Annotated in this window: 17 protein-coding genes; 8 read left to right on the plus strand and 9 right to left on the minus strand. The window is 42.4% G+C overall.

What is annotated here, in order from left to right; all coding sequences use genetic code 11:
* Window positions 1-3: 3 nt before the first annotated feature.
* From A7967_RS04910 to A7967_RS04930, 5 genes are all read right to left on the minus strand, one after another.
* Window positions 4-1,149: an enoyl-CoA hydratase/isomerase family protein gene (locus tag A7967_RS04910; RefSeq protein WP_054203671.1), complete on the minus strand. Its 1,146-nt coding sequence runs from the start codon at window positions 1,147-1,149 to the stop codon at window positions 4-6.
* Window positions 1,149-1,928, minus strand: a complete 780-nt coding sequence (locus tag A7967_RS04915) for an enoyl-CoA hydratase (protein ID WP_054203670.1) — start codon at window positions 1,926-1,928, stop codon at window positions 1,149-1,151. Before A7967_RS04915 ends, A7967_RS04910 begins: the two co-directional genes overlap by 1 nt.
* A 10-nt stretch (window positions 1,929-1,938) precedes the next feature.
* A complete protein-coding gene (locus A7967_RS04920) occupies window positions 1,939-3,096 on the minus strand; it encodes an acyl-CoA dehydrogenase family protein (protein WP_054203669.1) in 1,158 nt (385 codons plus the stop codon).
* A 118-nt stretch (window positions 3,097-3,214) separates the two neighbouring features.
* Window positions 3,215-4,705, minus strand: coding sequence for a CoA-acylating methylmalonate-semialdehyde dehydrogenase (locus tag A7967_RS04925; RefSeq protein ID WP_054203668.1), 1,491 nt, complete (start codon window positions 4,703-4,705; stop codon window positions 3,215-3,217).
* Between the two features lie 90 nt (window positions 4,706-4,795).
* A complete protein-coding gene (locus A7967_RS04930) occupies window positions 4,796-5,977 on the minus strand; it encodes a thiolase family protein (RefSeq protein WP_054203667.1) in 1,182 nt (393 codons plus the stop codon).
* Window positions 5,978-6,306: 329 nt separating this feature from the next.
* Between A7967_RS04930 and A7967_RS04935 the strand changes: the two genes are divergently transcribed.
* The 8 genes from A7967_RS04935 (at window position 6,307) to A7967_RS04970 (ending at window position 14,704) form a co-directional block, all read left to right on the plus strand.
* Window positions 6,307-6,741, plus strand: a complete 435-nt coding sequence (locus A7967_RS04935) for a MerR family transcriptional regulator (RefSeq protein WP_054203666.1) — start codon at window positions 6,307-6,309, stop codon at window positions 6,739-6,741.
* Between the two features lie 64 nt (window positions 6,742-6,805).
* Window positions 6,806-7,981, plus strand: a complete 1,176-nt coding sequence (locus A7967_RS04940) for an isovaleryl-CoA dehydrogenase (protein ID WP_054203665.1) — start codon at window positions 6,806-6,808, stop codon at window positions 7,979-7,981.
* Between the two features lie 11 nt (window positions 7,982-7,992).
* On the plus strand, window positions 7,993-9,612 hold the full coding sequence (locus tag A7967_RS04945; RefSeq protein ID WP_054203664.1) for a carboxyl transferase domain-containing protein: 1,620 nt from the start codon (window positions 7,993-7,995) through the stop codon (window positions 9,610-9,612).
* Window positions 9,613-9,622: 10 nt separating this feature from the next.
* Window positions 9,623-10,393, plus strand: coding sequence for an enoyl-CoA hydratase/isomerase family protein (locus A7967_RS04950; protein ID WP_054203663.1), 771 nt, complete (start codon window positions 9,623-9,625; stop codon window positions 10,391-10,393).
* 8 nt (window positions 10,394-10,401) lie between these two features.
* Window positions 10,402-12,378, plus strand: coding sequence for an acetyl/propionyl/methylcrotonyl-CoA carboxylase subunit alpha (locus A7967_RS04955; protein WP_054203662.1), 1,977 nt, complete (start codon window positions 10,402-10,404; stop codon window positions 12,376-12,378).
* Window positions 12,371-13,279, plus strand: a complete 909-nt coding sequence (locus tag A7967_RS04960) for a hydroxymethylglutaryl-CoA lyase (protein WP_054203661.1) — start codon at window positions 12,371-12,373, stop codon at window positions 13,277-13,279. Before A7967_RS04955 ends, A7967_RS04960 begins: the two co-directional genes overlap by 8 nt.
* Window positions 13,280-13,336: 57 nt before the next feature.
* A complete protein-coding gene (locus A7967_RS04965; RefSeq protein WP_054203660.1) occupies window positions 13,337-14,035 on the plus strand; it encodes a CoA transferase subunit A in 699 nt (232 codons plus the stop codon).
* A gap of 12 nt (window positions 14,036-14,047) precedes the next feature.
* Window positions 14,048-14,704, plus strand: a complete 657-nt coding sequence (locus tag A7967_RS04970; RefSeq protein WP_054203659.1) for a 3-oxoacid CoA-transferase subunit B — start codon at window positions 14,048-14,050, stop codon at window positions 14,702-14,704.
* A 132-nt stretch (window positions 14,705-14,836) separates the two neighbouring features.
* Here A7967_RS04970 and A7967_RS04975 read toward each other — a convergent pair whose 3' ends face one another.
* From A7967_RS04975 to A7967_RS04990, 4 genes are all read right to left on the minus strand, one after another.
* Window positions 14,837-16,123, minus strand: coding sequence for a M23 family metallopeptidase (locus A7967_RS04975; protein ID WP_054203658.1), 1,287 nt, complete (start codon window positions 16,121-16,123; stop codon window positions 14,837-14,839).
* Between the two features lie 69 nt (window positions 16,124-16,192).
* A complete protein-coding gene (locus tag A7967_RS04980; RefSeq protein ID WP_054203657.1) occupies window positions 16,193-17,599 on the minus strand; it encodes a M23/M56 family metallopeptidase in 1,407 nt (468 codons plus the stop codon).
* A gap of 4 nt (window positions 17,600-17,603) precedes the next feature.
* Complete coding sequence (locus A7967_RS04985) at window positions 17,604-17,981, minus strand: BlaI/MecI/CopY family transcriptional regulator (protein WP_054203656.1); 378 nt, start codon at window positions 17,979-17,981, stop codon at window positions 17,604-17,606.
* 239 nt (window positions 17,982-18,220) lie between these two features.
* The gene (locus A7967_RS04990) at window positions 18,221-19,144 is read right to left on the minus strand and encodes an alpha-E domain-containing protein (protein WP_054203655.1); all 924 of its coding nucleotides are present in this window, start codon (window positions 19,142-19,144) and stop codon (window positions 18,221-18,223) included.

Genomic DNA, 19,144 nt, shown 5'->3' on the forward strand with positions numbered 1-19,144 from the left:
TCATTATCCTTGTGTAAGTTGTTTAAGTGGATGCGAGTCATTATCCCAGCGAGCAGTAAAGAAACTCTCAATTAATTGCGCAGGTAATTGCTCAATTGTTTTAAATTGCCAGTTGGGTGCACCGTCTTTATCAATCAGTAACGCGCGGATACCCTCTTGAAATTCACCGACTTCACCACAGCGAACCGACATAGCCAATTCCATTTGAAAACACTCGCCTAAGCTTTTACCTTTTGAGTTAGCAAGTTGGCGCTCAACTAGAGCACAACTTAATGGGCAACCATGCTTTAATGATTTTTGCGCACGTGTAATCCAAACGTCATCAGTGTCTAGGTTTAAAATGTAATTAACTTTCTCTTTTAAATCTGTAAACTCAGCGAGTTTTTGAATAGTCGCTAAATTAGCTTTTACATTTCCTTTTGGCATGCGCCCAGATATGTTATCAAGCTCGGTTAGTAATGTAGTGAGTTTATCGTGATTTAACGCAGCTGTTTTTCCCCACTTAATCGCAGCGAGTTGATCAATCATACTGTCGTACTTATCAGCTTTAACGTAGTGATCAGCCAACGATACAAACATCGCATCATCGCAATTAATAGACGCTGCGGTTAGCCCTAAAAACAAGCCAACATGCTGGGGCATTTTATGTAAAAAGTAACTTCCGCCTACATCAGGGTATAAACCAATTGTTAATTCTGGCATGGCAATACGGGATGTTTCGGTCACAACACGGTGGCTAGCACCCGCCATTAAACCAAGGCCACCGCCCATTACAATCCCGTTACCCCACACTAAGATCGGTTTGTCGTAACAATGGATTAAATGATCAAGACGATACTCTTGGGTAAAAAAATCTTCAATTAAGTTGACAGGCTCGCCAGTTTTCATTGCGTTATGTAAGCTAACTACATCACCGCCAGCACAAAAGGCTTTCTCCCCTGCACCTTTGAGTATAACCATGGCAATATTACTATCATCTGCCCATGCAATTAGCTGCGGCTCTAATAGTTTGATCATGTCAAAATTGAGGGCGTTTAACGATTTAGGAGCGTTGAGTGTTGCAAAGCCAATCAACGAGCCATTTTCTGCACGCGCTGTTTCAAAAACGACGGGGGCATCCTGTGTGTTTAATAGCGTTAACTCAACCATTAGCCGTTCACCCAATTTGCCTTACGTTTTTCTAAAAAGGCGTTAACCCCTTCTTGCTGATCTTCTGTATCAAACAAACCAACAAACAACTCGCGTTCGAGTGGTAATGCATGCGCCATGGGTTGAGTGCGACCTTTTTGTATCAACGTTTTACAAGCGCTTACAGCAACAGGGCTTTGATCGGCTACTTGGTTAGCAAGTTTAAGTGCTGCGGAAAAGCTTTCACCTTGTGGTACCACTTCTTCGACTAAACCTATTTGCAGGGCTTTATCCGCTTTTAAGCGCTCGCCACACAAAATCATCCGTTTTGCCCAGCCTTCACCAACAAGCCAAGCAAGGTTTTGTGTGCCACCAGCACACGGCAGTAAGCCAACTTTGGCCTCTGGCAATGCCATTTGTGCTTGCTCTTCCGCTATACGAATATCACACGCCAAAGCCACTTCTAAACCGCCCCCCATGGCATAGCCATTAATTGCAGCAATTGATACACCTCTAAACGCTGTTAATGCTTCAAATGCTTCGCCAAATACCTGCGACATGGTCGCTGCTACGCCTTTATCACCACCTGCGAATACATTTAAGTCAGCGCCCGCACTAAAAAACTTTTCACCTTCACCAGTGATCACTAATGAATAGACGTTTTTATTATCGTTTAGCTCATTTACCGTGTCTTTTAAGGCTATCAAGGTGTCTTTAGTCCAGGTATTCGCTGGCGGGTTAGACATGGTTAAAATCGCTACGTGGCCTTCAATGGTTAAATCAATACTTGGGTTTGACATTTCGCGTTCCTTATAGAATATCGGCTGCTGATTGCGCTAAAATACGACGAGCAATAATCACCCGCATAATTTCGTTAGTACCTTCAAGAATTTGATGAACGCGTACATCTCGTACATGGCGCTCAAGTGGGTATTCTTTGATATAACCGTAGCCACCATGAATTTGCAATGCATCATTACACACTGTAAAGCCTACATCGGTGGCAAAACGTTTTGCCATGGCGCAATAAGTGGTTTTTTCACTGTCGCCTGAGTCGAGCTTAAACGCTGCTAATCGCACCATTTGGCGCGCTGCAACAAGTTCAGTATTCATATCGGCTATTTTAAATTGCAGTGCTTGAAACGCAGCCAGTGGTTTACCAAATTGCTCACGTTCTTTTAAATATTCACGGGCTGTTTGTAGTGCGGCTTGTGCAGTGCCAATTGAGCAGGTTGCAATGTTGATGCGTCCGCCATCTAGGCCTTGCATTGCAAATTTAAAGCCTTCTCCCTCAGCGCCTAATAAGTTGTGTGCAGGAATACGCACATCTTCAAAACTAATTAAGCGTGTAGGTTGTGCATTCCAGCCCATTTTTTCTTCAGCTTTGCCATATTCAACACCTTTAGCATCAGCAGGGACTACAAAAGCAGAAATACCGGCAGCGCCATCACCGCCAGTACGTGCCATGACTACCAATACTTCGGTTTCACCCGCGCCAGAGATAAACATTTTTGAGCCGTTGATCACGTATTCGTCGCCATCACGCACCGCTTTGGTTTTCAATGATGCAGCATCTGACCCAGAGCCTGGCTCTGTTAAACAGTAAGACGCTAGTAACTCGCCCATTACCAATTGGTCACAATATTGCTCTTTAGTTTGCTCAGTTCCAAAACTTGCGATCATCCAAGTGGCCATATTATGAATGGTCAACATCGCAGTGGTTGCTGTACAGCCCATCGCAAGCTGTTCAAAAATAATGCTTGAATCTAAACGCGATAAACCTAAACCACCGGCTTCCTCTGGCGTATAAAGACCACAAAACCCTAACTGACCTGCGGCTTTAATGGTGTCTTTAGGAAAAATATGTTCACGGTCCCACTTTGCTGCGTGTGGAGCGAGTTCTGATTCAGCGAATTGGCGAGCAGTTTGTGCAAATGCTTGTTGATCTTCAGTTAAATTAAAGTCCATAGCAGGCCTCTTATTTATATTTGTTGTCGGTAAAATCTATTCGTGAAGAGCAGCGAAGGCTAAAAATGTGCCCGCCTTCGCGCCCCTCTTTTTTATTATGTGGAGTAAGTTAAATTAATTACTTAAGGTTGATACTCATATTGGGGCCTGACGCAATATCGTCTTCAAACCAGCGTGAGGTAATGGTTTTAGTTTCAGTGTAAAAACGAATGCCTTGTTTACCGTAAGTATGCGTGTCACCGTAAAAAGAACCTTTCCAACCAGTAAATGAGAAGAACGGCAGTGGCACAGGAATTGGCACGTTAATACCTACTTGCCCTACTTCAATTTCGTGTTGGAACTTACGCGCAACAGCGCCACTTGAGGTAAATAACGACGTGCCGTTACCAAATGGCGAATCATTAATAAGTGCAATGGCTTCATCTAGTGAATCAACAAACATACATGCCAGTACAGGACCAAAGATTTCTTCTTTGTATAAATCCATGTCAGTCGTTACATCAGTAAATAAGGTAGGTCCTACCCAGTTGCCTTGCTCAGAACCTACAACAGTAAAGTCAGAACCATCAATTAAACACGTTGCACCTTGTTCTTTACCTTGGGCAATCAATGATAAAATACGCGCTTTGGCAGCCGGTGATGTTTGCGGGCCGTATGCCGCATCTTTATCATCCCATACACCTGGACGAACATTAGCAAAACCTGCTTTAATGTCGTCAACCCAGTCTTTTGCTTGACCAACGAATACTGCCACTGAAATTCCCATACAGCGCTGACCTGCAGCACCAACAGAGGCACCAACGAGATTATTTACCACGTGCGAACGACTAGCATCCGGCATGATCACCATGTGATTTTTTGCACCCACACACGCTTGTACACGCTTTAAATTTGCAGTGCCTTTTGAGTAAATGTATTCACCCACACCACAAGAACCCACAAATGAGATTGCGCGAACGGCTGGATCTTCTAATAAACGGTCGACCTGTGGCTTAGTACCATGTACCACTTGTAATACGCCTTTTGGCGCGCCCGCTTCAATAAACAGCTCGGCTAAACGCATAGGCGTTAGTGGATCTTGTTCAGACGGTTTTAAAATAAAGGTGTTACCGCACACAATCGCCAGTGGAAACATCCACAGTGGGATCATTGCAGGGAAGTTAAACGGCGTAATACCTGCGCATACACCCAGTGGTTGCATATATGAATAAGTGTCGATTTTACGTGCCACATTCTCCATCGTCTCACCCATCATTAATGAGGGTGCATTCGCTGCTTGCTCAACCACTTCAATACCGCGCCAAACATCACCTTTAGCATCTTCAAACGTTTTACCAAGCTCATGACAAATGATGGTCGCTAATTCGTCATGATGCTCTTTTAATAACGCAGCGTATTTCATCATAATGCGCGCACGCTCAGTGATTGGTACGTCTTTCCACGTTTTAAAGGTGTCTTTAGCTGATGTAATCGCTGCATCCATTTCTGCGTCTGTGGCACACGGAACTTGTGCTAACACTTCTTGGTTTGCTGGATTAACAACATCAATAAGTTGATCTGATGTTGATTGAATAAATTCGCCGTTGATCAGTAATGGTACTTGGTGCATAACGCACTCCTCCCCAGAGGGTAATTGGTTAAGCCGCAGTAGTTATTATTAAAAGAGCCTGCGGCTGTGAGAGTTTAAGTTTTTTAAAAATTAGAGTGTTTCGACTGCTAAGGCTACCGCTTCACCGCCACCAATACATAAAGAGGCAACGCCTTTCTTAAGACCACGATTTTTAAGTGCATGAATAAGGGTAACCAAAATACGCGCACCGCTGGCACCAATAGGATGACCCAGTGCACAGGCACCGCCATTAACGTTAACTTTGCTTTCATCAAGTTTTAACTCGTTGATGGCAAGCATAGTGACCATGGCAAAGGCTTCATTAATTTCCCAAAGGTCAACGTCGTTCGTTGTCCAGCCTGCTTTTTCAAGTAAGCTATTCATAGCGCCAACAGGCGCAAGTGTGAATTCACTTGGTTTTTGTGAGTGTGTGCTGTGCGCAACAATACGACACAGTGGCGTAAGCCCTTGTGCTTTAGCATGGGCTTCACTCATCAAGATAAGTGCAGCGCCACCGTCAGAGATTGACGATGAATTTGCAGCAGTAATAGTACCGTCTTTTTTGAATGCAGCACGTAGACTTGGGATTTTTTCTGGGCGTGCATTACCTGGTTGTTCGTCAATACTAACTGTCACGTCACCTTTACGGCTACTCATAGTATGCGGTGCAACTTCGCTATCAAAATCACCATTTGCAATCGCTGCATTGGCTTTACTAAGCGAGTTAAGTGCAAACGCATCCATTTGTTCACGGCCAATACCGTATTCATCAGCAGTATCTTGAGCAAAACAGCCCATCGCTTTATTATCGTAGGCGTCTTCTAGGCCATCACTCATCATGTGATCTTTAATTTCACCGTGACCCATACGCATACCGCCGCGTGCCTTTGGTATAAAATACGGCGAATTAGTCATGCTTTCCATGCCACCTGCAATCGCGCTATTAATTGAACCCGCTTTAATTAAATCATGCGCGAGCATCGCCGCTTTCAAACCTGACCCACATACTTTATTAATTGTGGTAGCACCCGTGCTACGCGCAAGGCCTGCTTTTAACATGGCTTGACGTGCGGGTGCTTGGCCTAAACCGGCTGGCAATACACAGCCCATAATGACTTCATCAATAGCATTATCGCTTAATCCCGTATCAGCAAGCGCGCTGGCAATGGCTGTTGCACCTAACTCAGTGGCATCTGCACCGCTAAGGGCACCCATAAAACCACCCATCGGGGTACGTTTTGCTGCTACAATAACAACGGCTTCGGTAGTCATAAAAAAGGCTCCATTTTATAATTGGCAATATTCATGTGTGAGCGATAAGCCAAACACTGTATTTATAATCTGCTTATGAGCATACATAATATTTACGTTTACGCCAACGTAAATCTAAAATCAAGATTTATACGCTCAACAAAAGTGTAAACATATCTTTATTTTTCTGTAGATTAATACAAACAGTGTAGCCTCAACCCCTGCTATAACTGATAACTGCCTTCAATACACTGCACATTATATTAGTCTAAAGTATAAGTTCTACAATCCACTTTACCTTTACGTAAACTTCACTTATATTGGAGTTATTCGAATGAGGTAAAAACACTATGAATCAAGATAATCAAACAAATTTTGCAAGTTCTGCCGCAGAGCCTGCAAGTAATGAACAAACTTTTAGTATCAGTGAACTGGCTAAAGAGTTTGATATAACCACCCGCTCAATTCGCTTTTATGAAGATCAGGGCTTAATTTCACCTGAGCGTAATGGCCAAACCCGTATTTATTCAAAACGCGACAAAGTGCGTTTAAAACTTATTTTACGTGGTAAGCGTTTAGGTTTTACTTTGGCTGAAACAGGCCGTTTGTTTGAACTTTATGATGCAGATAAATCCAGCGCTAAGCAGTTAGTGACTATGCTTGACTTAATTTCAGATAAAAAAGCTGATTTAAGCCAACAAATGGATGACATTAAAGTAGTCTTGATGGAATTAGTCACCGCAGAGCGTCGTTGCCGCGATACCTTAAATAAATTAGATGAATAAAAGAGCTTTAAACTATAACGATTAAATGACTATTCATTAACAGTCTCTCACACAGGAATGAATCATGAGCACTATTTCACTATATAAAGAAATGAACTTTGGCCTAGGCGAAACAGCCGATATGATCCGCGATCATGTTAATAGCTTTGCCAGCCAAGAAATTGCCCCTTTAGCAGAGAAAACCGATCTTGATAACGCGTTTCCTAACCAGCTTTGGCCACAATTAGGCGAAATGGGTTTGTTAGGTATGACAGTATCTGAAGAGTTAGGTGGTGCGGGCCTTGGTTATTTAGAACACGTAATCGCGATGGAAGAAATAAGCCGCGCCAGCGCGTCTATTGGCCTAAGCTACGGTGCTCATTCAAACTTGTGTGTTAATCAAATTAATCGTAATGGCTCGCAAGCGCAAAAAGAAAAATACCTACCTAAATTAATTAGTGGTGAACATATTGGTGCGCTGGCGATGAGTGAGCCTAATGCTGGCTCTGATGTCGTATCAATGAAGCTTAAAGCTGAGAAAAAAGGCGATAAGTACATTTTAAACGGCAATAAAATGTGGATCACTAACGGCCCTGATGCCCATACTTTAGTCATCTACGCAAAAACTGATTTAACCGCAGGCGCTAAAGGCATTACCGCATTTATTGTTGAAAGTAACTTCCCTGGTTTTTCTACGGCGCAAAAACTCGACAAACTGGGCATGCGTGGTTCAAACACTTGTGAACTGGTTTTCGAAAACTGCGAAGTGCCAGAAGAAAACATCCTTGGTAATTTAAATGAAGGCGTTAAAGTACTCATGAGCGGCCTTGATTACGAGCGCGTAGTACTTGCAGCAGGCCCACTGGGCATAATGCAAGCCTGTATGGACATCGTTGTACCGTATATTCATGAACGTAAACAGTTTGATACACCTATTGGTCAATTCCAACTTATTCAAGGTAAAATTGCCGACATGTATACACAAATGAATGCAGCTCGTTCATACGTATACACAGTAGCGCGTTCGTGTGATCGTGGTGAAACAACCCGTAAAGATGCTGCTGGTGCAATTTTATATGCCGCAGAGCTGGCAACCAAAATGGCATTAGATGCCATTCAAATCCTCGGTGGCAATGGCTACATTAATGAATACGCAGCTGGACGTCTATTACGTGACGCAAAACTGTACGAAATTGGTGCAGGTACGTCTGAAATTCGCCGCATGTTAATCGGCCGCGAATTATTCACTGAAAGCCGTTAAGGATAAACGCGATGACTATTTTAAAATCAAGCGTTAACCCCCACGATCCGCAGTTTTTACAAAACCATAAAAACATGGCTGCGCTGGTTGATGATTTACGCGATAAAGTAAGCGAAATTAGCCAAGGTGGCGGCCTTGCTCTTATTGAGCGCCATGAAGGTCGCGGTAAAATGTTTGTTCGTGAACGTATTAGCACATTAATTGATGAAGGCTCACCCTTTTTAGAAATTTCACAATTTGCAGCCTTTGGTGTATATGAACAAGCCATTCCGTGTGCGGGTGTTGTTGCCGGTATTGGCCGCGTAAAAGGCGTTGAATGTATGATCATCGCCAATGACGCCACAGTCAAAGGCGGAACGTATTTCCCGCTAACAGTAAAAAAACACCTACGCGCGCAAGATATTGCTGAGCGTTGTCATTTACCCTGTATTTATTTGGTTGACTCAGGTGGTGCAAACCTGCCAGAGCAAGACGATGTATTCCCAGATAAACTGCATTTTGGTCGTATTTTTTACAATCAAGCCCGTATGTCTGGAAAAGGTATCCCGCAGATTGCTGTGGTTATGGGCTTATGTACCGCAGGTGGTGCATATGTACCCGCCATGGCTGATGAAAGCATTATCGTAAAAGAGCAAGGCACTATATTTTTAGCCGGCCCGCCGCTCGTTAAAGCGGCCACTGGTGAAGAGGTAACAGCCGAGGAACTTGGTGGCGCTGACGTGCACTGTAAAACATCTGGCGTGGCTGACCATTACGCTGAAAACGATGCTCATGCGCTATCAATTGCGCGCCAATGTATTGAACGCATTAACTATCAACGCCCTACTTCACCATTATTGGATGATGCGCTCAATAAAGTAAAAGCGCCACGTTACGACATTAGCGAGCTATACGGCATCGTCGGGACTGATCTGAAAAAGCCCTTCGATGTACGCGAAGTAATCGCCCGCACTGTGGATGACTCATCATTTGATGAATTTAAACGTTACTTTGGTGACACATTAGTGACTGGTTTTGCGAAAATTTATGGACACCCTGTTGGCATTGTTGCTAACAACGGCATTTTATTTAGTGAGTCAGCCCAAAAAGGCGCACACTTTATTCAACTGTGTGCCCAACGCAATATCCCCCTCGTATTTTTACAAAATATCACCGGTTTTATGGTGGGTAAAAAATACGAAGCAGAAGGTATTGCTAAACACGGCGCTAAAATGGTGATGGCGGTATCATGTGCTGATGTACCAAAATTTACCGTTTTAATTGGTGGCTCTTATGGCGCTGGTAACTATGGTATGTGTGGCCGCGCATTTGAACCTACCATGATGTGGATGTGGCCAAATGCCCGTATTTCGGTCATGGGCGGCGAACAAGCTGCAGGTGTAATGGCACAAGTTAAACAAGATGGTTTAGCGCGTAAAGGCCAAAGCATGACTGATGAGCAAGTTACTGAGTTTAAAAAGCCCATTATTGATCAATATGAGCAGCAAGGTCATCCGTATTATGCCAGCGCCCGTTTGTGGGATGACGGTATTATTGACCCCGCTGATACGCGCAATGTGCTTGGCTTAGCGCTAAGCGCAGCAGCTAATGCACCTAAACGTGATTCGCAATTCGGCGTATTTAGAATGTAAGGAAGTGAGTATGTCAGTAACACTACAAATAACTAAATCAAATGTGGCTGTCCTCGTTTTAAGTCGCCCTGAAAAGCGCAACGCCTTTAACGAGCAAGTAATCCAAGAGCTAATTCAATGTATTGAACACGCCAATACCTTAGACGTGCGCGCGTTGGTTTTAAAAACCGAGGGCGAGCACTTCTCGGCTGGTGCGGATCTCAATTGGATGAAGTCGATGGCAGATAATGACTTTGCTGAAAATCTTGCTGACTCAAAACAACTTGCCAAACTTATGCATGTATTAGCAAGTAGTCCACTGCCCACAGTCTGTGCCGTGCAAGGTGCCGCTTTTGGTGGCGCACTGGGTTTAATTGCCTGTTGCGATATTGCCATTTGCCAAGACAACGCACAATTTTGTTTAAGCGAAGTTAAACTCGGCCTAATACCTGCGGTCATTAGCCCTTATGTAATAAGAGCGATTGGCGAACGCGCTGCAAGACGGTACTTTTTAACCGCAGAGATTTTTGATGCACACACAGCCAAACAGCTAGGCTTAATACATCAAGTAACGGGCAAACTTGAATGCGCCCTTGATCAGCTACTTGAAACATTGATCAATAACGGTCCTGTTGCCGTACGTGCTGCCAAACAATTAATTAACGATGTTGCCGGGCACGAAATTAATGGTCAAATTGTAAACTTAACCGCTGAGCGCATTGCTGAAATACGCGTATCTGAAGAAGGCCAAGAAGGGCTTACTGCCTTTTTTGAAAAACGCCCGCCAAATTGGCAAAAATAGGGATCCCCATGAGCACACAATCATTACAAAAAATTCTTATTGCTAATCGCGGCGAAATTGCATGCCGTGTGATGCGAACTGCAAAACAAATGGGTTTAACCACTGTTGCGGTTTATTCAGATGCCGACAAAAATTCACAACATGTAAAGCTTGCCGACGAAGCCTACCATATTGGTGCAGCGCCAAGTAAAGACTCCTATTTAGTCGCTGATAAAATTATGCAAGTAGCGCTGGCTGCTGGCGCTGACTGTATACACCCAGGTTACGGGTTTTTATCTGAAAACAGTGAGTTTGCAAAAGCTTGCGAAGCAAATAATATTGCCTTTATTGGCCCACCAGCCAGCAGCATTGAAGCCATGGGTTCAAAAACCCGTGCTAAAGAAATTATGGCAGCGGCCAATGTGCCCTTGGTGCCTGGTTACTATGGAGATAAACAAGATCCGGCCTTTTTGCAAGCAGAAGCTGAAAAAATTGGCTACCCAGTACTAATCAAAGCAGCCTTTGGCGGCGGCGGTAAAGGCATGCGTGTTGTAGAGCAAGCAAAAGACTTTATCAGTGCTTTGCAAGGCGCACAACGTGAAGCCATTGCTGGCTTTGGTAACGACTTAGTGTTACTTGAGCGTTACGTAAACAAACCGCGCCATGTTGAAGTACAAATTTTTGCAGATAACCACGGTAACTGTGTGTATTTAGGCGATCGTGATTGTTCATTGCAACGTCGCCACCAAAAAGTGATCGAAGAAGCCCCTGCGCCTGGTTTATCTGATGAACTACGTAAGGAAATGGGGGAAGCCGCTGTTCGATGCGCCCTTGCGATTAATTATCGTGGTGCGGGTACTGTTGAGTTTTTGCTGTGTGGCGATGAATTCTTTTTTATGGAAATGAACACCCGCCTGCAAGTCGAACACCCAGTGACAGAAATGGTGACCGGTGTTGATCTAGTCAATTGGCAAATAAACGTCGCCGCAGGTAAAGCATTACCACTTGCGCAAGATGACATCCAGTTACAAGGTCACAGTTTTGAAGCGCGTATTTACGCAGAAGATCCAAGTAATGACTTTATCCCCTGCTCTGGCACGATTAATGGCTTGTATATACCAGCTCAATCTGAATATGTACGTATTGATACCGGTATTTTACAAGGGGATGAAATAAGCCCTTTTTATGACCCTATGATCGCTAAATTAATTGTTCATGATGACACCCGTGAACACGCATTAGCACGATTAAGAACAGCACTTGAGCAATTCCATTTAGCGGGCTTTAGCTGCAATGTAAGCTTCTTACATAACCTTGCTGATCACGCCACTTTCAAACAAGGTGCGCCAGATACGCATTTTATTGAAGAGCAAGGTGACACCTTACTTACAGTTGATAACAAGCAACGTTTGATGAGTACCGTAATCGCGGCATTTAGTTATTTATCTGGCTTAAATAATATAGCCAATAGCAACCCATGGGATCGTCTTTCTGGCTTTAAACTCAACATAAAAGCGGCAATTAACATCCCGTTTTCTGATCATATTATAACTGCAACCCCACAGCAAAACGGCTTTATAATCACGATTGACGGAGTTGACTATACAACCTCCGGCAGCATTGAAAATAGCGTATGCAGCATGTTTATTAATGGCGATAAGCACACATGTCATGTTGTAAACACTGACAATGTAATTACAGTGATGTACAAAGCGCTACAAAGCACGTTTGATGTAATAGACAAACATTATGTGAGCGAGCACGAAAGTGATGCTCTGCCACTTGCAGCGCCGCTCAATGGCACTGTCGTTAAGCACCTAATTGACATTGGTAGCACAGTCACTAAAGGTGACGCTGTGGTTATCATCGAAGCAATGAAAATGGAATACACCCTCACCGCCCCGCATGATGGCGTGTTACAGAGTTATTGTTTTTCTGAAGGCGCATTGGTTAGTCATGGGGCCTTATTGGCTATTGTCACCGATGAGAGCTCAGCAGATGAATAACACACTCCCAAGCCATGTTCGCATTGTTGAAGTGGGCGCACGTGATGGTTTACAAAACGAAAGCGCTGTAAGCACCCAAGATAAAATAAAGCTTATTACAGCCCTTGCTGATGCGGGTATTACTGATATAGAAGCCGGGGCGTTTGTATCACCCAAATGGGTGCCGCAAATGGCAGACTCAAGTGAAGTAATAAGCGCGCTTACGTTACCTAATACAAATTTAACCGCGCTTACGCCCAATTTAAAAGGCGCAGCAGCCGCGCATGCGGTAGGTATTAAAGAATTTGCTATATTTACTGCCGCAAGCGAAGCATTTTGCCAAAAAAATATTAACTGCTCGATTGACGAAAGTATTGCCCGCTTTGAAGATGTAATGGCGTTTGCCAAAGCACATAATATACGTGTGCGTGGGTATGTAAGTTGTGTACTTGGCTGCCCGTATGAGGGTGATTTAGACCCACAACGTGTACTTGAAGTAAGCCAAAAGCTATTAGCCCTTGGTTGTTACGAAGTAAGCCTAGGCGACACCATTGGTATTGGCACAGCTAAAAAAGTGGACGAGCTGTTAGATGTATTATTAGCACACATTGACAAATCGTTGTTGGCTGTTCATTTTCACGACACTTACGGACAAGCGCTCACAAATATTTACACTGCCCTAAAACGAGGTATAGCAACGGTTGACAGTGCAGTTGCAGGCCTTGGTGGCTGCCCTTATGCAAAGGGAGCGTCAGGAAATGTTGCCACCGAAGATGTAATTTACTTACTCCAAGGGCTTGGCATAAACCATGGTATTGATTTACAAAGGCTAGCTCAAGCTGGTTGGGCAATTTGTACGGCATTAAATAAACAACCTGTGAGCAAGGTTTCCTTGGCACTTAAAAATCAAACTACTGATTAATAGTCTATATTTAACACGTTGATCAGCAGTCATATTAATAAAATGAGGAGTGGGCCCATGGCCGGTTTCGATAAAGTAGTTTCAAGTTATGAAGCTGCAATGGAAGGCTTAAAAGATGGCGATACTATTATCGCTGGTGGTTTTGGTTTATGCGGGATCCCTGAAGGGCTAATTAGCGAAATCAAACGTAAAAAAACCACCGACTTGACCGTTGTGTCTAATAACTGTGGTGTAGACGATTTTGGTTTAGGCTTATTATTGCATGACAAACAAATTAAAAAAATTATTGCTTCCTACGTGGGTGAAAACGCCCTATTCGAACAACAATTATTAAGCGGTGAAATAGACGTAGAACTAACACCTCAAGGCACACTTGCAGAAAAAATGCGTGCTGGCGGTGCTGGTATCCCCGCGTTTTATACAGCCACTGGTTATGGTACGCCTGTAGCCGAAGGCAAAGACGTTAAAGAATTTAATGGTCGTCCTTATATACTAGAAGAATCAATTACCGGTGAATTTGCTATTGTTAAAGCATGGAAAGCAGACCGCTATGGTAATTTAGTATTTCGCCACACTGCCATGAATTTTAACCCAATGGCCGCAACAGCGGGTAAAATAACCGTCGCTGAGGTTGAAGAAATTGTTGAACCAGGTGAACTTGAGCCAAGCCAAATTCATACCCCTGGTATTTTTGTTAATCGCGTGATCAAAGGCAGCTTTGAAAAACGCATTGAACGTGTCACTACTCGCGATTAAGGAGCAATAATCATGGCATTATCACGTGAACAAGTCGCAATGCGCGTTGCACAAGAACTACAAGACGGTTATTACGTCAATCTCGGTATTGGTATTCCTACTTTGGTAGCTAACTATGTACCAGATCATATTGAAGTGATGTTACAGTCTGAAAATGGCTTACTCGGCATGGGTCAATACCCAACAAAAGCAGAACTTGACGCAGATATGATCAACGCGGGTAAAGAAACCGTGACAGCAGCCAAAGGTGCGGCCATATTTAATAGTGCAGATAGTTTTGCAATGATCCGTGGTGGTCATGTAGACTTAACAGTCTTAGGTGCATTTGAAGTTGACCAGAACGGCAGCATAGCATCGTGGATGATCCCAAAAAAGCTGATTAAAGGCATGGGCGGCGCGATGGACCTTGTCGCTGGTGCAAAAAATATTATCGTTACTATGACTCATGCAAGTAAGCATGGAGACTCAAAACTTTTAGAAAGTTGCTCATTACCTTTAACTGGTGTTAATTGTGTAAAGAAAATAGTAACAGATTTAGCCGTACTTGAAGTTAAAGACGGCGCTTTTCATCTGCTAGAACGCGCACCTGGCGTATCTGTTGATGAAATAATTAGTAAAACAGCAGGTAAATTACTTGTTGATGGTGAAATCCCAGAGATGGTTTTTTAAACTAACTCTTAATTTCACTCTGTACCGACCTCATTCCCAGTGCCAATGGCGCTGAGTTACCCAAAATCCCTCGCAAGAGGGATTTTTTTTGCCTATTAATTTTTACAAGTTCGTAATGCTTAAAACTAATGACTATTCACTGATATGATGATTCTCATATTTATCTGCCAAACGAGGGGGCACTGACTGTTCATACAAGTCGATTAACTCATCAAGCGTTTTTTTAGTGGTAAGAAAAGCGGACAAGCTTTTATCTTTTAGTGTTTCACCGCCACTGTCTTTAATGCGAAGTGGATCGATTGCACGCCCATGCTTATGTATTTCATAATGCAGATGCCTACCTTGGCTGAGTCCGGTATTGCCTAAATAGCCGATTGTTTGCCCTTGCTTTACATGCCCCCCCTTTTTAATTCCCTTTGCAAACCCGTTAAGGTGCGCATATAAAGTCAGATAACCCCTTGCATGTTTTATTTTTACTACGTTACCAAAAGATCCTTCTCGGCCAGCTTTGGTGATTACACCTTTCCCTGCAGCAAAGATAGGTGTCCCAACCGGAGCTCCAAAATCAATGCCCTTGTGAATACGTGTATAACCTAATACAGGGTGCTTTCGTTTACCAAAGTAAGATGATAATCGCGCTCCATCTAAGGGGGTTTTCATTAAAAAACTACCCATTTTACGCCCAGCGTCATTATAAAAATCATTGTTACCTTGTTTATCAGCAAAGGCGTATAAACGAGAGATTTTATTACCTAATACTAATTTTGTGAATTCAATACTTGCAAGTTTCGTTATCGCTGGATTTTCCACTAAAGCGTGTTGTTTATAAATAACAGCGAATTGGTCGCCCCTGCGCAGCTCACGTTGAAAATCGACCGTATACGAATACAGAAGTAGAAACTGCTGGATCACATTCACCGGTATATTATTTTCTAAGGCACTTTTATATAAGCTCGTTTCAACACGTGCAGTAACATAAATGGTGGCAGTTGTGGTTGCCAACTTTTGGGTTGTAACTTGCCAGTTTACAGCTTGCTTTTCTATCACAATACGCTTTTCAAACGCAGCAAAAAAAGTCACTTTTTGTAGAACCCCTTGCTCAAGATACACGGTAAACTGTTCACCTGCGCGTAATTTATTGGCTGGATAGACTGGCTCTAGTTGCTCTGCTATTTGCCAAATTTCTTGCGCAGTTAAACCATAAGGCGTGAGTAAATGCGCCAATGTTTGCCCTTTGGCAAGCGCTATTGTCTGCATAATTGTTTTAACGAGCAATTTTTCTCGATTGTTATTCACGTTGTAATTATTCACTGATTTATCGCTGTGTGCTGTGCAGCAACTCTTCTCAGGTACGCGATTAATACTGGGATCAGTACAGGCACACAAAAGTACCAAGCATATAAAAATAAAGCTTTTCATAATTCTCTCTATTAAATTTTGGGCGCAGTGATCCCCAGGGCATGCCCTGAGGTAATCATTATTAAAGCGCTACAGGTTTAAATATAAATTGGGATTGAGACGTTGATTATTTTCTAATAGCTCAAAATGTAGATGAGGCCCCGTTGTGCGCCCTGTTTGCCCTACCTTGCCAATTACATCGCCTGATTTAACCACCTGGCCAGTTTTAACATTAAGGGCACTTAAATGCGCATACAGAGATTGTTTACGATCATTGTGCTCAATTAGAATCACAGTGCCGTAATTTTTGTGCAGACTCGTATTATCAGCAATAATCACTTTGCCACTAAAGCTTGCAATAATATTTGTACCTGTGGGCGCAGCAAAATCAATGCCTTGATGGGGTTTATCGCCACGAAAACTATTTACATCATCAAAATCAGAGCTGATCCAACCTGTCATTACAGGGTTAAACCCTTTCTCTTCATTGACAGTCATATTTGGCGATTGTGCAAACACCATAAAACCTGACGATATAACGCAAAAGCACAGCAGGATAAATACATTCTGTATTTTAAATCTAAATCGGGGTTGATCCAACATGGCAGCTCGGATCCGTTGTTCAAATTCGGCTTTACTCCCTAGAGGATCGCCAAAGAAAGAGCTGCTGGCTTGTGGGATAATCGCTTTGTTTAACCTTAAGCTAACCAATAATGTTTTGGCATAATCCATTTTATGATCTGGATTTTTTGCCAATACAGCTGCGTCACAGTTTAATTCCATGGCCATTAAAAACCGTCGTTCAAACCATTTTATAAAAGGGTTAAACCAAAATACACAACAGATAAGCCGAAACAATAGTACAGTGCGATTGTCATTACGATGTATGTGCATTAGTTCATGCTCTAACAAGAGTTGCTGCTGCACAGGTGACATTTTCTCAATTGTATTGGGTAATACAAGTACATGGGAAAACAAGCCAAATACAAATGGTGAATGGTTTATTTCACTTACTTTGATATTTATATGCTTTTTCATAATAAAAGCTTGTTGGTTAATTGAAAAAATACTGAGATTGGTAATATTTTTAGCATTATTTATCACGCGTTTTATTGCAACCACTCCTGTAATAAAAGTGTAAAAACCGTATAAAAATGAACATAATAAAATACCAAATACACAGTAAACACTATTAACAAACACATTGTTGTGTATCTCTACTGCATCAAAATTAGCATGTGTTCCTACTAACATGGGCGATGCACCTTCAATACTTTGCAGCAGTGCCACAGGTATAACCGTATCAATTGCTAATATTGACAACGGCAGTATAGGCAGTAATGAAAGTCCCGCGAGTAACAGCCAAAACCTTGACCACTCGTAAACACTTTTGGCATGTTTTTTTACCAATACACTTAACCCTGCTAACACCGCACTGCTTATAAAGCACACCAATAATGGGATTATAAAAGTGCTTAGCAACCCATAAACACTCATTCGTTTATTCTCCCTTTACTGGCTGCTGTAAATCGTTTAGCAATTTTTCTAAATCATCAATCTCGGTGTTACTTATCAATTTGCTGTCGGCAAACATCGCTATAGGAAGCGGTCCATCGAGCTCAAGTACACGTGTCGCGAAATCTTTTGTGATACGTGCTAACGTCGTCATTTTATCGAGCTTTGCAAAGTAGATTCGCTTATTTCCTTGTGCTTCACTGTAGATGAATTTTTTTTCACCCATTCGCTCTAAGGTTTTTCGAGTTGATGAGTAACTCCAATCATAAAGTGGTGCAATATGATCATGAAGCTCTCTGGCAGTACGTGGTTGCTTGTACCAAAGTTGCTTTAAAATTTCTAATTCTGGCGCTGTTGGTTGCATAAATCACCTATAAATTCACAATTCTAATTATACTGCGACATAAGTCACACAAAGGCAAGTAAGAACTGCGACAATTGTCACATTAAATATGACAAACAGATAACGCGTTATCATTTTGGGATTTATAGTGCTGATGAGTCGAGGTGTTTAAAAATCTATTTAACCTGAGCTAGAGCATTAACTTCTCTTTAGTTCAGGTTAAATAGCCTTGAAATTTGCGCAATTACCTTAAGTAGTCACTACTTTAAAAAATATGTCTCTGCTAAGCCATTATGGATATCGGCTAAGTTAATTTGTATTTCATCAATAAAATCGTGGAGCAAGCCATTTTTTAACGCACGTACATCGTCGCTGGCCAGTTCGCCTGTTGCTTTATCAATTGATTTAATAATATCAGCTGAATTAGGTAGCTGTTGAATTAACGTTTTTAATTCATTCATACAAAATAAAATTGATCGCGGAAACACTTTGCTTAGCATGACAAATTCAATAACATCTGAACGTTGTACTCGTACGCCCATTTCTTGGCGGTACATTTGGTATGCGCTGAGTGAGCGCAATAGGCTGATCCATTGAATATTTTCGTACGGTTTTACTTCTTCTTCATTTGTTATAAGCGTCGCCGAGCGAATATCCAATATTCTGGAAGTCATATCTGCACGCTCTATCAGTGAACCAAATCGTATAAAAATATAACCCTGATCATGGTTAATCGTCGCATCCAATGCACCAAATATTTGGTGGGCAGCCTCAATGATCTCTTTTAAGTAATTAAAACGACCACGCTTTGTTAAGCCTTCGTTTTGATTATCTTTGACATAGTAGTACAGTGAATTTATCGCTTCCCATACATCTCTTGGCATTACATCTCGAATAGTACGAGCACTTTCTCGTGCCGAACTGATAGAGTTAAGAATTGATGAACTATTGTCACGTCCCACTAGCAAATATTTTAAAGCATGTTGATCAGAAAAATCAGTATGGTTTTCTTGGTAGTTTTTACGTACACCAATAATATCGATAAGCGGTTGCCAACCAGTGCAAACACCTTTGGGTAAGTCCATCATTAGTAAATTATTAACATTGATAAGACGGGCAATATTTTCTGCACGTTCAATGTAACGAGATACCCAGTATAAAGTTTCACCTACTCTTGATAACAT

The organism is Pseudoalteromonas neustonica, from assembly GCF_001653135.1.
Lineage (GTDB): Bacteria > Pseudomonadota > Gammaproteobacteria > Enterobacterales > Alteromonadaceae > Pseudoalteromonas > Pseudoalteromonas neustonica.